At 50.4% G+C, this 17990-nt stretch carries 20 protein-coding genes and 1 pseudogene; 10 read left to right on the top strand and 11 right to left on the bottom strand.

The genetic code is table 11. The annotated features are described in order from the left end of the window. Window positions 1–106: 106 nt before the first annotated feature. The 7 genes from ACL7TT_RS18865 to ACL7TT_RS18835 form a co-directional block, all read right to left on the bottom strand. Window positions 107–472 carry a KilA-N domain-containing protein gene (locus ACL7TT_RS18865; RefSeq protein ID WP_413397760.1) on the bottom strand — a complete coding sequence of 122 codons (366 nt, stop codon included), beginning with the start codon at window positions 470–472 and terminating at the stop codon, window positions 107–109. Window positions 473–560: 88 nt separating this feature from the next. Continuing rightward, window positions 561–1046, bottom strand: a complete 486-nt coding sequence (locus ACL7TT_RS18860) for a hypothetical protein (RefSeq protein WP_413397759.1) — start codon at window positions 1044–1046, stop codon at window positions 561–563. Between the two features lie 65 nt (window positions 1047–1111). Next, a complete protein-coding gene (locus ACL7TT_RS18855; protein WP_413397758.1) occupies window positions 1112–1324 on the bottom strand; it encodes a hypothetical protein in 213 nt (70 codons plus the stop codon). 220 nt (window positions 1325–1544) lie between these two features. Then, on the bottom strand, window positions 1545–1949 hold the full coding sequence (locus ACL7TT_RS18850) for a DUF6326 family protein (RefSeq protein ID WP_413397757.1): 405 nt from the start codon (window positions 1947–1949) through the stop codon (window positions 1545–1547). A gap of 578 nt (window positions 1950–2527) precedes the next feature. Next, on the bottom strand, window positions 2528–2950 hold the full coding sequence (locus ACL7TT_RS18845) for a hypothetical protein (protein ID WP_413397756.1): 423 nt from the start codon (window positions 2948–2950) through the stop codon (window positions 2528–2530). Between the two features lie 500 nt (window positions 2951–3450). Then, window positions 3451–3750, bottom strand: coding sequence for a hypothetical protein (locus ACL7TT_RS18840; protein ID WP_413397755.1), 300 nt, complete (start codon window positions 3748–3750; stop codon window positions 3451–3453). 535 nt (window positions 3751–4285) lie between these two features. Continuing rightward, window positions 4286–4669, bottom strand: a complete 384-nt coding sequence (locus tag ACL7TT_RS18835) for a D-Ala-D-Ala carboxypeptidase family metallohydrolase (protein WP_413397754.1) — start codon at window positions 4667–4669, stop codon at window positions 4286–4288. A 134-nt stretch (window positions 4670–4803) separates the two neighbouring features. On the opposite strand from ACL7TT_RS18835, the gene ACL7TT_RS18830 reads away from it, so the two are divergent. The 3 genes from ACL7TT_RS18830 (at window position 4804) to ACL7TT_RS18820 (ending at window position 6490) form a co-directional block, all read left to right on the top strand. Next, window positions 4804–5193 (top strand): DUF6632 domain-containing protein, encoded by a 390-nt coding sequence (locus ACL7TT_RS18830; RefSeq protein ID WP_413397753.1) that lies wholly within the window; start codon window positions 4804–4806, stop codon window positions 5191–5193. A gap of 344 nt (window positions 5194–5537) precedes the next feature. Then, a complete protein-coding gene (locus tag ACL7TT_RS18825; RefSeq protein WP_413397752.1) occupies window positions 5538–5951 on the top strand; it encodes a DUF6632 domain-containing protein in 414 nt (137 codons plus the stop codon). 128 nt (window positions 5952–6079) lie between these two features. Next, window positions 6080–6490, top strand: coding sequence for a DUF6632 domain-containing protein (locus ACL7TT_RS18820; RefSeq protein WP_413397751.1), 411 nt, complete (start codon window positions 6080–6082; stop codon window positions 6488–6490). Between the two features lie 68 nt (window positions 6491–6558). Here the strand turns inward: ACL7TT_RS18820 and ACL7TT_RS18815 are convergent. Further along, window positions 6559–7172: pseudogene (locus ACL7TT_RS18815) on the bottom strand (IS5 family transposase); the annotation flags it as partial. Between the two features lie 437 nt (window positions 7173–7609). Between ACL7TT_RS18815 and mutS the strand changes: the two are divergent. The 4 genes from mutS to ACL7TT_RS18795 all read left to right on the top strand — a co-directional run bounded on the left by mutS (window position 7610) and on the right by ACL7TT_RS18795 (window position 11582). After that, entirely contained in the window at window positions 7610–10168 is a 2559-nt protein-coding gene (gene mutS, locus ACL7TT_RS18810) for a DNA mismatch repair protein MutS (protein ID WP_413397750.1), read from the top strand. Window positions 10169–10307: 139 nt separating this feature from the next. Further along, the gene (gene fdxA, locus ACL7TT_RS18805) at window positions 10308–10631 is read left to right on the top strand and encodes a ferredoxin FdxA (protein WP_299948365.1); all 324 of its coding nucleotides are present in this window, start codon (window positions 10308–10310) and stop codon (window positions 10629–10631) included. Between the two features lie 139 nt (window positions 10632–10770). Beyond that, window positions 10771–11178, top strand: a complete 408-nt coding sequence (locus tag ACL7TT_RS18800) for a polysaccharide deacetylase family protein (RefSeq protein WP_413397763.1) — start codon at window positions 10771–10773, stop codon at window positions 11176–11178. 14 nt (window positions 11179–11192) lie between these two features. Continuing rightward, window positions 11193–11582 (top strand): DUF1328 domain-containing protein, encoded by a 390-nt coding sequence (locus tag ACL7TT_RS18795; RefSeq protein ID WP_413397747.1) that lies wholly within the window; start codon window positions 11193–11195, stop codon window positions 11580–11582. Window positions 11583–11648: 66 nt separating this feature from the next. Here ACL7TT_RS18795 and ACL7TT_RS18790 read toward each other — a convergent pair whose 3' ends face one another. Then, window positions 11649–12191, bottom strand: coding sequence for a carboxymuconolactone decarboxylase family protein (locus tag ACL7TT_RS18790; RefSeq protein ID WP_413397745.1), 543 nt, complete (start codon window positions 12189–12191; stop codon window positions 11649–11651). Window positions 12192–12276: 85 nt separating this feature from the next. On the opposite strand from ACL7TT_RS18790, the gene dinB reads away from it, so the two are divergent. From dinB to ACL7TT_RS18775, 3 genes are all read left to right on the top strand, one after another. Then, complete coding sequence (gene dinB / locus ACL7TT_RS18785) at window positions 12277–13353, top strand: DNA polymerase IV (protein WP_413397743.1); 1077 nt, start codon at window positions 12277–12279, stop codon at window positions 13351–13353. 279 nt (window positions 13354–13632) lie between these two features. Continuing rightward, the gene (locus ACL7TT_RS18780) at window positions 13633–14160 is read left to right on the top strand and encodes an RNA polymerase sigma factor (protein WP_413397741.1); all 528 of its coding nucleotides are present in this window, start codon (window positions 13633–13635) and stop codon (window positions 14158–14160) included. Between the two features lie 13 nt (window positions 14161–14173). Then, entirely contained in the window at window positions 14174–14629 is a 456-nt protein-coding gene (locus ACL7TT_RS18775) for a hypothetical protein (RefSeq protein WP_413397739.1), read from the top strand. Between the two features lie 265 nt (window positions 14630–14894). Here ACL7TT_RS18775 and ACL7TT_RS18770 read toward each other — a convergent pair whose 3' ends face one another. Further along, entirely contained in the window at window positions 14895–15671 is a 777-nt protein-coding gene (locus ACL7TT_RS18770) for an SDR family NAD(P)-dependent oxidoreductase (RefSeq protein WP_413397737.1), read from the bottom strand. Between the two features lie 1006 nt (window positions 15672–16677). Then, window positions 16678–17627 (bottom strand): IS5 family transposase gene (locus ACL7TT_RS18765; RefSeq protein WP_413397735.1). Its coding sequence is split into 2 segments (ribosomal slippage): window positions 16678–17237 and window positions 17237–17627, totalling 951 coding nucleotides; the frame shifts between segments, so codons are not numbered across the junction. Window positions 17628–17990 lie beyond the last annotated feature (363 nt).

Below are 17990 nucleotides of genomic sequence, written 5' to 3'. Positions count from 1 at the left end.
CTGCCCAGCGTGATTTATGCTCGTGCTCGCCGGTCAACACCATGCGAACTGCGCGTTCCCGTACTTCGGGGGAGTATCCAGGTTGTTTGCTCATTGGCTAATTCTCTCAAGAAAGTTTGCCTCCGAGAAACCCGGGGTGATTCAGAAATTTACCTTTCTTGTAATCCAGAAAGGTATCAATCACCTGAAGGTAGAAGGCAGGACTGATCCAGTTGGCATAGGCTACTGCGAGCTGTTCAACAGCAAAGCTGCCACCACTGCGCCCCTTGGCAGTAAATACCGGAATCCCGGTATTTTGTTTTTTAATCTCTTCAATCAACTGCTGTGTTGATTCCAGGGTAAGCCAGTATGTGGGGCCATTGCGCTTTTCGCCCCCGCTTGCCGTGTGTAGCGCATTCAAGTTGAAACGCCCTTCCATATCGGTGGTAATTTCAACACCGGCAATGACTGGTAGTTGCTTGACATGACTCATAGCTTCAATCCTTGCTATTTTTGGAAATTCTTGGTTGTAGCGCGTATGAGCGCTTAGCCTCTACAAAGCCAATGGGGCTTGAACATCCTCAACCAGAGGCTTTCTTTTTTGCCTCTCTCAAAGGCTTCAATAGGTGATTGCTGATCCCGTAGGAACCAAAGAAAAACACCACAACAGCCATAAAGGCCCCGATCATCAAGGAGGAGCTGGCCACCAGCCAGACAAACCTGGCGTACTCGGGCCGGAAGGGCCAGATCACTACAGATGCCAGCACCAGGAACAGCTCAACGCGAATAATGGCGATCGCCACCTGCCGGCGGGTGAGGCTGCGCTGGGTGTTTTCACTCGCCGTACTCCGTGCGTGTTCTGTCACGGTGTCGATCAGTTCTCCATACGCAGCCGCCTGCCTGGCCGCAAGCTCAGCGTTATCCCGCATCCGCTCTTGCTCGGTATAAGACAGGTCATTGATAAACCCGCCGGCACGCACCAGGAGCCCGCGGTCCTTATCCAGAATGTCGTCAACGGACTTGGCATTGCTGCTGAAAATGCCTTTCAATGCACTCCAAAAGCTCATAACAGCCTCACTTGGCAATGGTGGTATGGTTGCCACCCCCAGTGGGTTTGGGAGTGGAGGATGGCTTATTGATCGCGCCAGGGCTTGGTACCAGACTTTTTGGCCTGCTCACGCACAAATTTGTTGTGCCGGTTACGCGTAATCACTGCATACACGTTCCACACCAACCCCAGTGTGGCAATAACCACCCCCAGCACCTGCAGTGGAGTGGCGGGGGTTTGTGTCAGGCCCACACCCGCAACGGTGACTGTGGCACTTCCGGCTTCCTGTCCGTTCATGGAATCACGCTCTCCACGCGTAAAAAAACCGGCTCAGTGGCCGGTTTGAATGGTTGGTTATCTTATATGAGAATTTACGCCTCGCCAGCTAAGTGTCAAGCTTTTCTCAAACGCTCTAGACTTGTTTTGTTAAGCAATTAAAATGATTACAGATAAGCATGTAGCGAGATCTAATTTTCCAAATACATGTTTGATGACTTTATTATACGTCACATAGAAATTAAGTAGAAGTTTCCCGCTTCCAAGTTACAGCTATATAAATAATAAATATAGCAACACTAATTTCTATTATACTAAAAAATGTATAATGAAGTGTACCACCCATGTATAAAGTCCAGCTCTGAATAGAGCCGGTTATAACCGCTGCAATAATATTTAAATATTTATTAGGAAGAAAAACAAGATAGCGAGATAGCAATATCATGATCATGGGTATTTCCATGATTAATGCAAAATAAAATAAAAATTCTTCTGTAATTTTCATTCCCCCAGCCTCACCAGTCAGAAATTGCTCTAAGGTTGGACCATGGTGAAGCGAGAAAACATCGCAATAAATATAGTTTACGGTAAGAAATATCCATAACAATGACAACAGCTTTTTAGTATCTCCATCCCAATCAAACATTATGTTTTATCTCCATTCTTCTTTGTTTAATTTTAAAGCATTTTATCCGCAATTAGCCCGAGATATATATTCGAATAATGTTCATATAGTATATCATCCAGATCGCTCTTATTCCTGATCTCTATTTCGGAAGCAGTCTTGCTTCAGTTATCCAAAGTCTTTTATTAAAGCCGGATGACTATATAAACTTGATACTATCGTGCAAATAGAAAAACGGGTATCGCGTGCACTACCTAAGGAATATGCTATTGTTGGCAATTATTTGTATTCACTCGTTTTTACACAACTCCATCAGTAACTCCACATAGTAGGCCGGATACCATCGCACTGTCCATGGCTTAGGTCACTCAGGTGGAGGAACCGGCCGCCATGAGCCCCCTTCTGCTTCACACCGATATCGGTAAAGCCCATACCTATCTCCAGGCGTAAAAAAACCGGCTCAGTGGCCGGTTTGGGTGATTGGGCATTTGGTACGAGGACTTACATCTCGCTAGATAAGTGCCATGCCTGGCACACACATCTTAAGAGGAGACTGCTGATTAGGCAGTCCAGCCTTGCATAACTTGTTAACAGTACGTTCACTCGACTCGTTTAACTTGAAATGAATAGCCGTTTTCAACACAACCCTCGATTGCAGTGACTTGCCAAAAGTGCTCATCAGCTGCGGCCATTATGCCTCCTGAAGTTGTGCCAGATTTGGTTCCCTTGAGGAGCAGCATCCTACACATAAGACTCTTATCGTGCGCATCCGAGGCAGCCCGAAATAGCTCCTTAGAGTGACTTACGCTAAGAGGAGCGTGGCCTAAACCTTTTGACATCGGTGGCACACGCTTTCTGAATGTACCTTCGTTGTGATCGTAAACATTGTCTTCTGGGTTAATATGGTCGATTTCGGCGGAGAACACATAAGCGTCCTCGGCTTTTGCCACCCATGAGTATAGGTCACGCTGTTTGGCACCAAGCATCGAGTAAGCGAACTTCAGTCCCTTAACCCATTTCACTGACTTCGGCGGTTCGATTGGAGACTCCTACAAGTAATGTTAACATTTATATAGTGATCACCATGACCACTATTATCCTGATTACTACCCAGGAATCAATTCTGCGCCGTTTACCCACAATCCGCATTAAAAACAACTATTTACATGGATTTGGCACAATCGTACAAAATACAATCACTCTATCCAGGGTAAAAAACCGGCTCAGTGGCCGGTTTGGGTGGTTGGGTGTCTGGTAGAGACAACAATCGCAAAGTAGCTGATTTATACCTCTAAAACGCAAAAGTGCCAAAAAGGTGTCAACTGAAAATAGTGATCTTTGCCTTTTCGTCAACCTCGAACCGCCGTATGCGATTCGCATGTACGGTGGTATGGGGAGGGCGGGCTAGTAACCCGCTTTTACTCGAATAGCGTCGAATTGTCGTCAAATTTGGTACATAATTGCATAATGAATTTGAGCGATACTTTTGGCGGCCCGCTGCTGGTGCCAGTTAAGTGCAGGCTCATTTTGAACAAAACCTATTTGACACCAATATGACGCCGACACCAAATAACATGAGCATCGATGGTGGCAATGGGCCTTGAACTCTGCCAGCCCTATCTACAACTGCCTGCATCACATACTGTTCAAGCTCCTCTTTTGTGTAAACCATTTTCTCAGTATCACGCACTAGACCTACTTGATTAGCGACAGACACTTTCGTCCAAGAATCCACAGTAAAATGCTGAAACACCGCACATAGAAAACCCGCCGAAAAAAGTACAGCACCAAAAACTTTAATAGCGCGACATCCATTGTTCATAAGCACATAACATTTAAATACTGATCACCATGACCAGTATTATCCTGATTACTACCTCGGAAGCAATTCTGCGTCACTCCCTTCAATTGTACCGGCGTTTGTTAAGTATTGCCGTGCCCGCGCTGCCTCCAAATTAAAATAGCCCCGCCTGTATAAAATGCTATGATCTGGGTCATTCCTACCAAATAGAGCATTTCTTGCCAGTAACTTTCGATATAGCCAATCAGTCCGAGAGGAACGAAAATTCCAAACGTTAAAACGAGTGAAGCTATAGCATTAGTTAGAAGTGATTTATATGTACTAAGTCGTACGCGGCCAGAGAGAAAATAACCCATGCACACCGAGATGATGGCAACTAACGGCCAAAATACAAAGAGTGACAGCGAAGCTGCTATCACCCAAAGCACACAGGAAATTATTAGGGCTATATGATTTTCTAAATTCATACACTTAATATTTATACACTAATCACCATGGTCACTATTATCCTGATTACTGTCTCAGAAGCAATTCTGTGCCACTCCCTTCATACGCCCTACCTTGGGTAGCTCCAGATTGTGGGGCCGGTACGCTTGCCCGAAATAGCTCCAAGATCGTCCAGATGCAGGAATCTGCCCTTGTGTGGACCATGCTGCTTTACACCAATGCCGGTAAACTCTTCCTCCAGCGCGATCCCCAGCAGCTCATAGGCACCCCCACCAGAAACTGATACATCCACAGCCTGCCCGGTAGTGTGTGTCATGGTGGAGCCGATCCGGGCGCAGTGGGCCGGGCAGCGGTAACCGGAGGTGATTACCATCGGCTTGGCAAACTGCTCCCTCACCCTGATCAATCGGCGCAGCGTGTCATCCGAGAAGTGGAGTTTCCCGCAGCAACGACAGGACAACTCCTCCTCCGTGAAGTAGTCGTTGTCGAACATGGGATCACCAGAAACGAAAAACCCCTCGCTGAGAAGGGCTCAGAAATAGTTTAGGCTATAAATCTGCGCATCTTTGTCAGCGTGAAGTTTTTATACTGAAATGGCACAAAGCGGCTCGCACCTCGGAGATAAACATGGATGACATTACTCGCGCCAAATATCTTCCCATCGCCCTGATTGCTACAGGACTGATATTTATCTTTGCCATGTATCCGTTAATGGTTTGGATATGGCCTGCGGGATGGGGCTTGACACCATCGCAGCCAGAATACGAACAGATTATTTTGGGAACATTCGGAGTTTTGGGTGTATTCCTGATTCTTGCCGCCAAAAATCCCACTGCTCATATCAAACTAATCTGGTTCACTATCTGGCTGAATCTAGTCTATGCGACCATTATGTTGTTGATGGTGCTAGCTGACCGAACTGAGCAGGCAAATTTAATCGGAAATATTCTGGTACAATATTTGATTGCAGGGGTCCTCTGGCATCTACTACCCAGGCACAAAAAGCGCTCTTCTTGACGCGCTAATGACCTTGTCTCCGGTAGGAGCTGACTCCAAGTTAGCCTTGACTCAGCGGCCCTACTGGAATCCCCAACCACTCTTGAGGAGACCCCATCAATTCAAAATCGTCTAGGTGTACCACTACGTGCTTCAACTGGAAATCGTTATAGAGTACCCACCTGTTCCAACGCTCAGCTATTACAAAGCATCTGAGAATCTCATCCATAGTGGGCAGTAATTTTGGATCAAAAAAACGCATTGTGCGTCCTAAAAAACGCACTGGGCGAATTAAGAACTATTTCACTTATATTATTAGTCGTGGCTAAATCAACTTAAAAGCGGTCTCAGCTCTGGAGTAAACTATGGATGACACTACTCGTATCAAGTACCTTCCCATTGCCCTAAAAGTTATAGGTCTTTTTTTTATATTTGGTGTTTACCCGATGATGCGATTGGCATGGCCTCCGGGATGGGGATGGGTACCCCCGTATCAACAGTATCAAGTAATTGGGCTTGTAATATACGCAACACTGGGTGTCTGCCTGATTCTCTCCACCCGAAATATTGCTGCAAATATCGGCCTGATTTGGTTCACCATTTGGTTGAACTTGATATGCGGAAGCACCATGCTTCTGATGGAGTTAGCTAATCGAACCGGACCAGTAGACTGGGTTGTAAATATTATTGTGCAGTATTTTATTGCCGGGTTTCTTTGGTCTTTAATGCCAGAGACATCGAAAATTAACAACAACGACAGGACACCTCCTCTTTTGTGACGTAGTCGTTTTCAAATTGACTTCCCGGATGCCAAAAAGCCCGTATGGGACGGGCCAGGAACTATTTCGTCTATATTATTGACTGCAGCTAAATCAACTTAAAAGCGGTCTCCGATCTGGAGCAAACTATGGATGACACCACTCGTATCAAGTGCCTTCCCATTGCCCTGAAGGCTATAGGTCTATTTTTTATTTTTGGCATTTACCCGATGATGCGATTTGCATGGCCTCCAGGGTGGGGATGGATACCCCCCTATCAAGAGTATCAAATACTTTCTCTGGCAATGTACGCAATTCTGGGTATATTTCTGATCCTCGCCGCTCGAAATCTCGCTGCAAATATCGGCTTAATTTGGTTCACTTTTTGGCTCAACTTGATATGTGGCAGCATCATGTTTTTAATGATGGCAGCTAATAGAGTCGAGGAGGTAAACTGGGTCGGAAATATCTTCGTGCAGTACTTAATTGCTGGCGCTATCTGGTATTTAATGCCCAGGCACGTTAAGTCGCTACAGCAACCGGACAGTGGTGGTAAGTAACTGGCGTCTGGTATTACAAAGCCTCCGAGTTTTTCATCCATAGAACGGCCGAACAGTCGAATTACATAATAGCACCTCTTGAGCTTGTCGAAATGTGAGGCAATCGCGCGATAGTGTTTCAATCATGCAAAAGCATTCAGCACCCTGTTCTGCAATCTGCTTCCGTAGATCCTAGCTATCATCACCTTTGTCCGCGACAATTGTTTCCGCACCCTCAATCTTGGCGATCAGGCTTGGAGCTTGCGCGAAATCATTTACCTGACCACCCGTGACCTCAAATGCAACCGGAAGCCCGTAAGCGTCAACCGCTAAATGAATTTTGCTTGTGTTCCCCGCCCGACTTTTCCCTATAGTCTCATCCTGATCACTGACAGCACCGTACTGTGTTGGTGCGCTTTAGCGTAACCTCCATCAATGAAAGCCCATTCAATGTCCGAATCTACTACCAGCGCTTGGAATACTTTCACCACTTGCCTGATGCTGACCAGGCATTGAAGCGCTTGTACACCTTACTCCAACATCCGAAGTCCTTCGGTAGATCTCTCCATGGGCAACCTGTACGCATTCGATAGAGCATGCCCTCAACGGTCATACGGAGATCACGCTTGTTACAGATGGCCAGTTGCCGCAGAATTCCCCACAGCTTCGACCAGTGCTCATCGCTGAGCATGAATCGGGGCATTGCAAGCTCGTTTTGTCGTTGTGTTAGAACCTCAACAATGCGAGCTTGTTCTTATAAATCAATAGGCTACATCCAAACGGGAACAGCCCCTAAGCAGCTTCACACAGTAATGTGCCTCTATCTATTCCACTCTCATGGCAAGCGCACCCGATCCAGCTATCGAGCCATCCGCGACGGTTTCGGCCTTGCTAGGGTCAAAGCCAGGGTGGAACACACCACTATTCACGACATTCGGGCGAAATCATTAACGGATGCCAAGCGCACCGGTATCGATGCGCAACGGCTAGCAGGGCATACCAGCCCATCTATGACAGAGCGCTACATTCGCCTCCGCGAAACTGATAATGTAGCCGGCCCGAGTCTTAGACACCTTTTAGACAATAGGCAATAAATTGGAAAAAACTGCAACAAAATCAAAAGGTTCTGAACAAACTCCGATGATGCAGCAATACTTGCGCATCAAGGCCCAGCACCCCCAGGAGTTGGTGTTCTACCGTATGGGGGATTTCTACGAGCTGTTTTATGACGATGCCAAAAAGGCAGCAGAACTGCTAGATGTGACCCTCACAGCACGGGGAAAATCCGGTGGGCAGCCAATACCAATGGCGGGGATTCCCTACCATGCGGCAGAGGGATATCTAGCCCGCCTGATCAAGGCTGGCGTCTCTGTGGCAATCTGCGAACAGATTGGTGATCCGACCACCAGCAAGGGGCCAGTTGAGCGGCAGGTGGTGCGTATCGTCACACCGGGCACTGTAACCGACGAAGCCCTGCTCAATGAGCGCTGTGACAACCTGCTTGCCGCCATCTCGCAACAGAGTAACCAGTTTGGCCTGGCGCTCTTGGACTTGGCCACCGGCCGTTTTGTGGTGCAGGAGGCTGACTCCCTGGAAGCGCTGGCAGAACAACTACTACGCCACAACCCAGTAGAACTACTGGTACCGGAAAATATGTCCCTGCCTGGGGAGATCGAGCGCCGCGCCGGGTTGCGCCGCCGCGCGCACTGGGAGTTTGAGCTGGAAACCGCCCAACGCCATCTCAACCAACAGTTCGGCACACACAATCTGGAGGCATTCGGCTGCAACCTTATGCACGGCGCTATCGCAGCCGCCGGCTGCCTATTGCAGTATGCCCGGGATACCCAGCGCACTGAACTGCCCCATATCCGCGGCCTGCTGACAGAGAGCAGCGATGAGACTGTAGCCCTGGATGGCGCCAGTCGCCGCAACCTGGAAATTGATCTGAACCTGACAGGCAGTGATGACAATACACTGCTGTCGGTATTGGACACCTGCAAGACAGCCATGGGCAGCCGCCTGCTGCGCCGCTGGCTGAACAACCCACTGCGCCAGCTCACCACCCTGCGCAATCGCCAGGATGCGATCACCGCGCTAACGGGGAACTATGGCTTTGAGCCACTGCGGGATGCCCTCAAACTCGTTGGGGATATGGAGCGGATTCTCGGTCGTCTAGCACTGCGCTCCGCGCGCCCAAGGGATCTGGCACGGTTGGGACAGTCTCTGCAACAGTTCCCGGAAATTCAGCGGCAATTGGAAGAAGTCAATACAACCCGGCTAAAAGCGTTGCGTAGCCAAATCGGTGAGTGGCCTGAGACAGTGAACCTGTTGCAGAAAGCCATAGTGGAAAACCCACCGGTTGTGATTCGCGATGGCGGTGTTATCGCCACTGGCTACGACGAAGCGCTGGACGAACTGCGGGCTATCAGTGAAAACGCCGGCGATTACCTGGTTCAACTGGAACAGCGCGAGAAAAAACGCACGGGTATCCCCACACTGAAAGTGGGTTACAACCGGGTGCATGGTTACTTTATTGAAATCAGCCGGGGGCAGAGTGATAAAGCGCCGACAGAGTATATCCGGCGTCAAACCCTTAAGAATGCCGAGCGTTTTATCACTCCGGAACTGAAAACCTTCGAAGACAAAGCGCTCTCCGCCAAAAGCCGTGCGCTTGCGCGGGAAAAATTGCTGTATGAGGGCCTGATCGACAAACTAAGTGATTTTCTGGCCCAGCTGCAAACCGCTGCAGCCGGAATCTCGGAGCTGGATGTATTGGCCTGCCTGGCCGAACGCGCCGACAATCTGTGCCTCTGTCGTCCGGAGCTGGACACCGAGCCGGGCCTGCAGGTCAGTGGCGGCCGCCACCCGGTGGTAGAACAGGTGCTGGACGAACCTTTCGTGGCCAACGATATTGAGCTGCACAATGACCGCCGTATGTTGATCATTACCGGCCCCAATATGGGTGGTAAATCAACCTATATGCGCCAGACCGCCCTGATTGCACTGCTCGCCCACTGCGGCAGCTATGTGCCCGCGGAAAAGGCCAAAATCGGCTTGCTGGACCGCATCTTTACCCGTATCGGTAGCGCCGACGACTTGGCCGGGGGGCGCTCTACCTTTATGGTGGAGATGATCGAGACCGCCAATATCCTGCGCAACGCTACCGAGCACAGCCTGGTACTGATGGACGAGATCGGCCGGGGCACCAGCACCTACGACGGCCTCTCCCTGGCCTGGGCCTGTGCCCAATACCTGGCGGCAGAGGTGCACGCCTTTACCCTGTTCGCCACGCATTACTTCGAACTCACCGATCTGCCCAATCATTGCCCGCAAGCAGCCAATATCCACCTGGATGCCACCGAGCACGGCGACGGCATTGTCTTTCTGCACCGTATCCAGAAGGGCCCGGCCTCCAAGAGTTATGGCCTGCAGGTGGCCAAGCTGGCGGGTATTCCCGGCGAAGTATTGACAGAGGCGCACGCCCGCCTGGCAGCGCTGGAGGCCGGCGTGCAACCAGCCTCCATCTCTATGGCACCTGCAGCAACCGCACCTGCCCGCCCTGCTTCCCCACTGCAGGTAGACCTGTTCAACAGCCCCAGCCACCCGGCTGTGGATGCTCTGGAGGAGCTGGACCCGGACGATCTGACCCCGCGCCAAGCCCTGGAGGCCCTCTACTCACTGCGCAACTTATTGAATTAACAGGTGAGACAGCAGGCGTCACCCGACGCATCCTGTTATAACCAGTAAACGAAATTGACTGAAAAGCCACTACAATTCGCGCCAGTAATTGATAAAATCCCCTGCTGGAAAGATTCAGTGGCACTAATGAGGCACAAACATGACGTTCGTAATTGGGGAAAACTGCATCAAGTGCAAATACACCGACTGTGTAGAGGTTTGCCCGGTAGACTGTTTTTACGAAGGCCCCAACTTCCTGGTCATTCACCCAGATGAGTGTATCGATTGTGCCCTGTGTGAGCCGGAGTGCCCCGCCAATGCGATTTTCTCGGAGGATGAGGTGCCGGACGATCAGCAGGAGTTTATCGAGCTGAACGCAGAGCTTGCGGAAATCTGGCCCAATATCACGGAAAAAAAGGACCCGCTGCCCGAGGCAGAGGCGTGGGATGGCAAAAAAGGGAAGCTGGATCAGCTCGAACGATAAGAAATAGCAAATAACACCGTGACGGCGCCAGTGGTTTTTAAACCAGTCAAAGTAAATGAGAATAATAACAATTGTACTTTCACCTATATTCTTTGAGCCGCCATTGGTGGCCTTTGCGAATACCGCCTAACAAAAGCAGATAGCCCTGGTCTTTGGCGAAGGCCCGGTACCGGGCGCAACAGAATCGCTGTTAAAGCGGCTGGGTTCGCCGCACATTAAGGCAACCTTCTTCCCCTTGGGGCGAGAAATGGGAAAGCACCCCAAGCAGACCCGCGCCATTATTGCCGCTGGGCACCAGTTGGGAAATCATGGCTACTCCCATATCAACCTGGCCAACCTGCCTCTCAGTAGCGCGAAAGAGGAAATAAAAAACTGCACCTTACTTCAGCGCCACGGCCACCAAGAGCGACCTATGATTCTGCCCCCTTTTGTCAACCTCTCCGAAAAGTTACGCAGCCTTCTGGCAGAGCAGAAATTCCTAGTGGCACAATGGGATCTGGAGCCCCGGCACCACGCCGAATGGAAAACGCCGGAGACGGCTCTGTAGTTTTGCTCCACCCCATGCACGAACACACAGAACAGTTTGTCGCCGCACTCCCTGTGATTCGCTCCTGGCTCATACACAGGGGGTTTCGCTTTGTGACTTTGGCACAGATCGCCAAAAAGAAAGACAAGGAACATTTGTATCCAGTGCCCGGCCACGTTATCAATAAGGGCACTGGGAGCCTGGCAGGGCCGTCACCTGCCATCCGCTCCCGCAGCCTGATACCGGGAGCTGATACCATGTTGCGCTGGGCGGTTGCTTTTCTGGTGATTGCGTTGATCGCCGCCTTCTTCGGGTTTAGCGGCATCGCCACCACGGCGGCGGAAATCGCCAAGATTCTCTTCTTTATCTTTATTGTGCTGTTTATTCTGGTACTGATCTTCGGCAAACCCCGGCCACCGAAATAACTACCCTCACCGGGGCTTGAACCGGTACCGCGGCCTGCTGACAGGTAGCTATTGCGCCTGCCCCCACTATTTCTGATGAGGCGTTCTGTTGGGGTCCAGACCCAGCACCTCGGCCGAGTGATTGAAGCCCAGCACCAGCTCCATCACCCCCAGCGCCTCCAGCAGCTCTTCATCCCCGGCCCCCAGTTTGCGCGCCGCAGCAATAAGATGCTTGCGGTGGTCGCTAGGAGCGCTATTGGCATTTCGTGCCAGATCAAACAGTGCCTGCTCTTTTTCTGAAAAATGCACATGCCTGGGGTCTGTACGAATACGCAAGATTTCCGCAGAGACAACACCCAGCATCTGCAGGGAGGCGCTGTGGTGATAGATGCCGTAATCGCAGTGATTGTCCGAGGATAGCGCAAGGCCGATGGCTTCTTTTAGCTGTGCCGACAGACAGCCGTGCAACATAATCGCCCTGAACTTGTGCCAGTTGGCCTCCAAGAGCCCCCGGTGGTGGGCATAGACCCGGAACAGGCTGGGAACAGCACCCAATTCATCCTCTATTTCTGCAAAGATGTCGCTCACTGTATCGGAATCCGGGTACTGCACCAAAGGGATGTTACACATTATTCAACCACCTATGCTCCAACTTACCCATCCCTGCAAACACAAAACACTACCTGGCGCAACAAACACTGTATATAATCACAGCATGCGAAAGATCATTCATTGTGACTGCGATTGTTTCTATGCTTCAGTTGAAATGCGTGACGACCCCAACCTGCGTGGCCGCCCACTGGCGGTAGGCGGCAGCAGTGACCGCCGCGGAGTCATCTCAACCTGTAATTATGAAGCACGCCGTTATGGTGTACGCTCCGCCCTAGCCACCGCCCAGGCCAAGAAACTCTGTCCTGATTTGATTGTAGTACCCGGCAACATGACCAAATACCGGGAGGTCAGCGGGCAGATTCGAGAAATCCTGGGTGATTACAGCGATAATCTTGAGCCTCTGTCTCTGGATGAGGCTTTCCTGGATGTGAGCAACAGCACCCGCTGCTGCGGCAGCGCCACCCTGATTGCGGGGGAGATCCGCCAACGGGTGCGCGACAGCCTCGGTATCACCATTTCCGCCGGCGTGGCCCCCAACAAGTTCCTCGCCAAAATTGCCAGTGATTGGCGCAAACCCGATGGCCTCACAATCATCACCCCTGACGAAGTGGACGGATTTGTTCTGCGCCTGCCAGTGGAAAAAATTCACGGCGTGGGCCGCGTCACCGCTGAGAAAATGCACCGCCAGGGCATACGAACCTGTTTCGACCTGAGGCGTTACTCCTCGATTGAATTAACCAAGTCCTTCGGGAAGTTTGGACGTCGTCTTTATGAATTGAGCCGCGGAATCGACGAGCGCCCGGTAAGCGGTGACAACACCCGCAAAAGTGTGAGTGTAGAGCACACCTTTAGTGAAGACCTGTGGGCCTTTGATGATTGGCTGGAACAGCTAACCTCTCTGTACATGCGCCTGTTGGAACGACTGGAAAAGCTCGGTTCCCGCTTTGAAATCAATAGCGCCACGGTAAAGGTGAAATATTCGGACTTCTCTTTGAGCACACACGAGCGCAGCAGCCGCGCAGGACGGATTTCTGAGTTCCGGCAACTGCTGCAGGAGTGTCGGGAAAAGCGCCCTGCCCCGATCCGCTTGTTGGGCATTGGGGTAAGACTCACGGACCTGCGGGCCGGACAGGGACCACAACAACTGCCATTGCCCCTGCCAGCATTAAAATACTTTTAATACAAAATGCTTCAATCAATAAACCGCCTTCCTCTGCAGTTATCAAAATATGGCGCTCGCCGATACCCGGAATTTCACCGAGACATTTGGAGCCATCTATACTTGCTTGGCTCTCGGATATACAACCCCCCCAGTTATGCTTAACCCGGCCAACTTGTGAGCCGAAGAATAAATACCACGCTTAGCCGTACTATAATTTTCTTTACTATTGCCGCTTTCATTCAGAGTTCCCCGGGGGCTGCCCGGGCCTGAATTGTCCGCGTACGGAGGCGCGACACATTGTCCCGCAAGGCATTCCAACACCTTTCTGACGAGGCGCTTCTCAAGCATTACAGGGAAACGCGAAAGCCCGCCGTTTTTCACCTGTTGTACTCGCGTCACAAGGATGCACTGTACCGCTATTGCGTGCAATTGGCACCGGTTTCTACCGAGCAATTGCTGCGGAGCCTGTGGCAGGAAATTCTGGAAAGACCTCCACAACTTGACCGTCAGCTGCTGCGAAATTGGTTGTTTATCCAAGTGAACAAATTACTGAGCAAACAGGCCTGCAGAAGCCGTGAAGTGCAAACCCACCACAGGACCCAGCAGAGAACTGTGCTCAGCACCATCCAGAAGCTGCCCGCAAAGCAACGCAATGTGTTGCTGCTGTTTGTGGAATGCAGGCTGTCTCTGGCAACCATCGCAGATATCGAGCGCATATCTCTGAAAACCTGTCGCGAGTTGTACCACAGTGCCCGAGAGGCGGTCGAAACACAAATCTACGGCACTCGCCGAAAGCCCTGGCAGGTACAGGCCATCGAAGAGTGATCGAGGAAACAGCATGAGTAACTGGGAGCGTCAATATCGCGAAGAGGTATCCGCATTAGCCTCCCCGCAACAGCTCGATGTCCAGATTCTACAGCAGGCGAAACATTACCAGCACAAAAAGGATATCGGCCGTTTGCTTTCAAAAGTCTCTCTCAGCGGCACCGCCACTGTGGTGCTCCTGTTGCTGGTGCATCCTGTTCAACTCCTGGGGGCCCTGACACCGGGCAAAATACCGGAGGGTGAAGCACAAGCATTCATTCCCGCAATACCGCAGTGGCAAGCACCCGTATTGCCAGCAATCCCGAAGGAAGACCCCTGGTTACCCCTTCACAACCAAGTTGCCGCTGGAAACTATATTGCCCTTTGTCGCGAGTGGCGCACACACAGTAAAACCCCCTCAGGCGCCCCATTGCCACGGGAATTACGCAGAAGAGCACAAAAACATTGCCGCATACTGCCACAGCCTTAACCCGGCCTCCTGAGCGCAATCCGCATTCTGCTTGATTACCCTCTTTGTAAACAGGCTATCCCCGTATAGCGATACTTTTGCTTCAAGCGCCCGCATAGCGTACCAACAATTCAATGCTTCTTAATTGTGCATTTGTCCAGTGTAAGACGACAATTATTCAGGGGTACCAGCCAAAAAAATACAGGTAGCAGAGTATGATTAGCTATATCAAAAAGGAGTACTCTGCAGGCTATAACTCTCTATTGAGCTACTCAATAACCGGAACTCAAAAAGCCGATAAACCGCCGTCCACCGCCAGTGCCTGTCCTGTGACATAGGTCATCTTCGGCGACAATAATAACAACATGGCCGCCACCACCTCCTCTGTTTCTCCCAGGCGCTTCATCGGGCAACCCCCGGCCAGAAATGCCTGCATTGCTTCCGGATCCGCTTCAGGGGTTTCCATCCTGGTCAACATGGGGGTCCGGCAATAAAAAGGGCAAATGGCATTGACACGAATCCCATACCTAGCATTTTCCAGCGCCGCTGTCTTGGTCAGGCCGATCACACCATGCTTGGCCGCCGCGTAGGCGGCAATTTTGGGCGCACCGCCCAAACCAGCCATGGAAGCCACATTGAGCACCGTACCACCACGCGCCCTCATCAAAGGCAACTGGTGCTTGAGACCAAAGAATACCCCTTTCAGATTGACATTGTACTGCAGGTCCATCGTCACTTCATTCGTGTCCTCTAGGGCCATCATGGGAGGCGCAATGCCGGCGTTGTTGACCGCAATATCCAACCGGCCATACTCAGACCGGGACAACTCGGCCAGAGAAAGACCGTCTGCCTCAACGGCAACATCGCAGCCCTGAGCACGCACTTCACTACCGTTACTGGCCAATGTATCCGCAAAGGCCATCAGTTCCGCTGTATTGATATCACCCAGTACCAATCTGGCACCGCGAACACCCAGCTCCCGCGCCAAAAGCCTGCCAAAGCCGCTGGCAGCACCGGTAACCAGGGCGACCTGCCCGCTGAAATCCAGCATGGGGTCCCGCATATTTAACTCCCTTCACAGCTACTATACAAATCATTAAAATCAATAGGTTAAGACTTGTTTGGCACACGTGGGGCCGGGGTGATCTGTCCCTCAAAAAATTGTTTCTTCACGTTCTTGTCGACTCTCCTCATTACCGATAAACATTACCAGGAATCAGCCACCACACTAGTAGACGGTTTAATTGCCTTTTTAGAGGCCGCTTGCTTGGGTTTTAATCCAAAAAAGTAACGTAGGACATTAAATGGTCTGGACACAAAGTAACATACGAATAAACAAATAAATAGTGCACCAATAAGCATGCTCAAAGACTTAACCGTGATACCTTTATCCCAGTTTACAATAAAAAAGCAAGTGCAACAATAATCGCCTGATGTAAAATTTATAATGCGTAAATTAACTCATTTGCAGGAAACAATCACATTGAGATTCTTTTTATCAACACCTATCTCTGAATTATAACGCTTTCATTCATATCGATAATAACCAGTGCATAAGCACTCCCGTTTTTAGCAAGCGATAACAAGAGAGACTATACAACTACCAGATTTTGCTGAGACATGGTGCCACCGATGCTTATTTTGAGACAATCATTCTTTTATGGGCATCTCGAAAAATCACTAATTTTTGGTAGAATACTACCATCCATGCAAAATCCAAGGTCATAGTGCAATACAACCCAGTTTTTTTGATCTCGAAGACCGTCATCATAAACTGAATAAACGCAATCCCCTCGTCGAGCCAAACAGACCGATTGATTGATAAGGCTTTCGTACTAGTTTGAGCAAAGTTCGCACAAAAAACCGTAAGAGCAATGCTGGCAGAAGACCATTCGATGCCTTGATGTATTAAAGACCTTGGGAACCTCTGATTAATTCACCTTCCTCCCGCGCCTACACCAAAACGGGAGAAGTTGATCAAGGATCAGTCAAAAATCACGTTTTCACAACAAATAACCTCCGTTTTCCCACCCAAAATCCGCTTTTCACGGATTTTGGGCGCACTACCCCTATGCGAGCAGATATTTTTTCCCAATCAATAAATTGGTGAAGCCCGCCAACAGGCACAAGCGTTGGGTATTTTTCTCCAGTCCCCGGTAGCGCACTTTGCGGTAGCCAAAGATGCATTTGATATAGCGGAACGGGTGCTCCACTTTGGCCCGGATCTGCGCCTTGATTTTTTCCGCCGCTTTCAGCTCTTCTTTGCCCGGCAGCGTCTTCAGCTTGCTCGGCTTCATGGCGATATGCCACTCAACCTTCTTATCTTTTAATTCTTCACGCTTCTCGGCACCGGTATAGCCGGAATCGCCCCAGACACGATTTTCCTCGCCGTGCAGCAGTTGCTCTGTCGCTGTCACGTCGTGCGCATTGGCGGCCGTGGTTTCGAGGCTGTGGATAAGTCCGAGTACGTCGTCGGTACCAATGTGCGTTTTCATTCCGAAGTGCCAAGTGTTGCCTTTTTTTGTTTGGTGCATTTCCGGATCGCGTTCTTTGGCTTGGTTTTTTGTCGAGCTGGGTGCAGAAATAATGGTGGCATCGACGATGGTGCCCTCGCGCAACATCATGCCTTTTCCCGCAAGTAGACGTTGAGCTCTTCGAAAAGTTTGCGCCCAAGGTCGTTCTTTTCCAGCAGGCGGCGGAAGTTAAGGATGGTGGTTTCATCCGGAATTCTGCCCGCCAAGCGCAGCCCGGCGAAATTGCGCATGGATTCTATTTCGTAGAGCGCATCTTCCATTGCCGGGTCGCTGAGGTTGTAAAACAGCTGCATGCAGTGGATGCGCAGCATGACATCCAGAGAATACGCCCGCGGGCCGCGGTCGTTGTTGTGGTAGAAGGGCTCACTACGGTCGTGCAGGCGCTGCCAGGGGATGAGCGCCTCCATCTTTGCTAGAAATTTTTCGCGCCGGGTTTGACGCCGCTTGCTGCGATATTCGGCTTCGGCAAAGGTGACTTGATGCATGATTTTGGGTAGCCTTGAGGAGTAGTACGATTCTATCCGATACTTGGGGAATTATTCAGAGGTTCCCTATCTCTGAATTATAATGCTTTCATTCATATCGATAATAACCAGTGCATAAGCACTCCCGTTTTTAGCAAGCGATAACAAGAGAGACTATACAACTACCAGATTTTGCTGAGACATGGTGCCACCGATGCTTATTTTGAGACAATCATTCTTTTATGGGCATCTCGAAAAATCACTAATTTTTGGTAGAATACTACCATCCATTCAAAATCCAAGGTCATCGTGCAATACAACCCAGCTTTTTTGATCTCGAAGACCGTCATCATAAACTGAATAAACGCAATCCCCTCGTCGAGC

Source organism: Microbulbifer jejuensis, from assembly GCF_047289955.1.
Taxonomy (GTDB): Bacteria; Pseudomonadota; Gammaproteobacteria; order Pseudomonadales; family Cellvibrionaceae; genus Microbulbifer.
Note: the sequence above shows the minus strand (reverse complement) of the source record. Positions and strands in the feature narration are given on the sequence as shown.

Coding starts and splice junctions, on each gene's coding strand:
- ACL7TT_RS18865 (WP_413397760.1), bottom strand. CDS start 472: ATGAGTCATGTCAAGCAACTACCAGTCATTGCCGGTGTTGAAATTACC.
- ACL7TT_RS18860 (WP_413397759.1), bottom strand. CDS start 1,046: ATGAGCTTTTGGAGTGCATTGAAAGGCATTTTCAGCAGCAATGCCAAG.
- ACL7TT_RS18855 (WP_413397758.1), bottom strand. CDS start 1,324: ATGAACGGACAGGAAGCCGGAAGTGCCACAGTCACCGTTGCGGGTGTG.
- ACL7TT_RS18850 (WP_413397757.1), bottom strand. CDS start 1,949: ATGTTTGATTGGGATGGAGATACTAAAAAGCTGTTGTCATTGTTATGG.
- ACL7TT_RS18840 (WP_413397755.1), bottom strand. CDS start 3,750: ATGAACAATGGATGTCGCGCTATTAAAGTTTTTGGTGCTGTACTTTTT.
- ACL7TT_RS18835 (WP_413397754.1), bottom strand. CDS start 4,669: ATGTTCGACAACGACTACTTCACGGAGGAGGAGTTGTCCTGTCGTTGC.
- ACL7TT_RS18830 (WP_413397753.1), top strand. CDS start 4,804: ATGGATGACATTACTCGCGCCAAATATCTTCCCATCGCCCTGATTGCT.
- ACL7TT_RS18825 (WP_413397752.1), top strand. CDS start 5,538: ATGGATGACACTACTCGTATCAAGTACCTTCCCATTGCCCTAAAAGTT.
- ACL7TT_RS18820 (WP_413397751.1), top strand. CDS start 6,080: ATGGATGACACCACTCGTATCAAGTGCCTTCCCATTGCCCTGAAGGCT.
- mutS (WP_413397750.1), top strand. CDS start 7,610: ATGATGCAGCAATACTTGCGCATCAAGGCCCAGCACCCCCAGGAGTTG.
- fdxA (WP_299948365.1), top strand. CDS start 10,308: ATGACGTTCGTAATTGGGGAAAACTGCATCAAGTGCAAATACACCGAC.
- ACL7TT_RS18795 (WP_413397747.1), top strand. CDS start 11,193: ATGCACGAACACACAGAACAGTTTGTCGCCGCACTCCCTGTGATTCGC.
- ACL7TT_RS18790 (WP_413397745.1), bottom strand. CDS start 12,191: ATGTGTAACATCCCTTTGGTGCAGTACCCGGATTCCGATACAGTGAGC.
- dinB (WP_413397743.1), top strand. CDS start 12,277: ATGCGAAAGATCATTCATTGTGACTGCGATTGTTTCTATGCTTCAGTT.
- ACL7TT_RS18775 (WP_413397739.1), top strand. CDS start 14,174: ATGAGTAACTGGGAGCGTCAATATCGCGAAGAGGTATCCGCATTAGCC.
- ACL7TT_RS18770 (WP_413397737.1), bottom strand. CDS start 15,671: ATGCGGGACCCCATGCTGGATTTCAGCGGGCAGGTCGCCCTGGTTACC.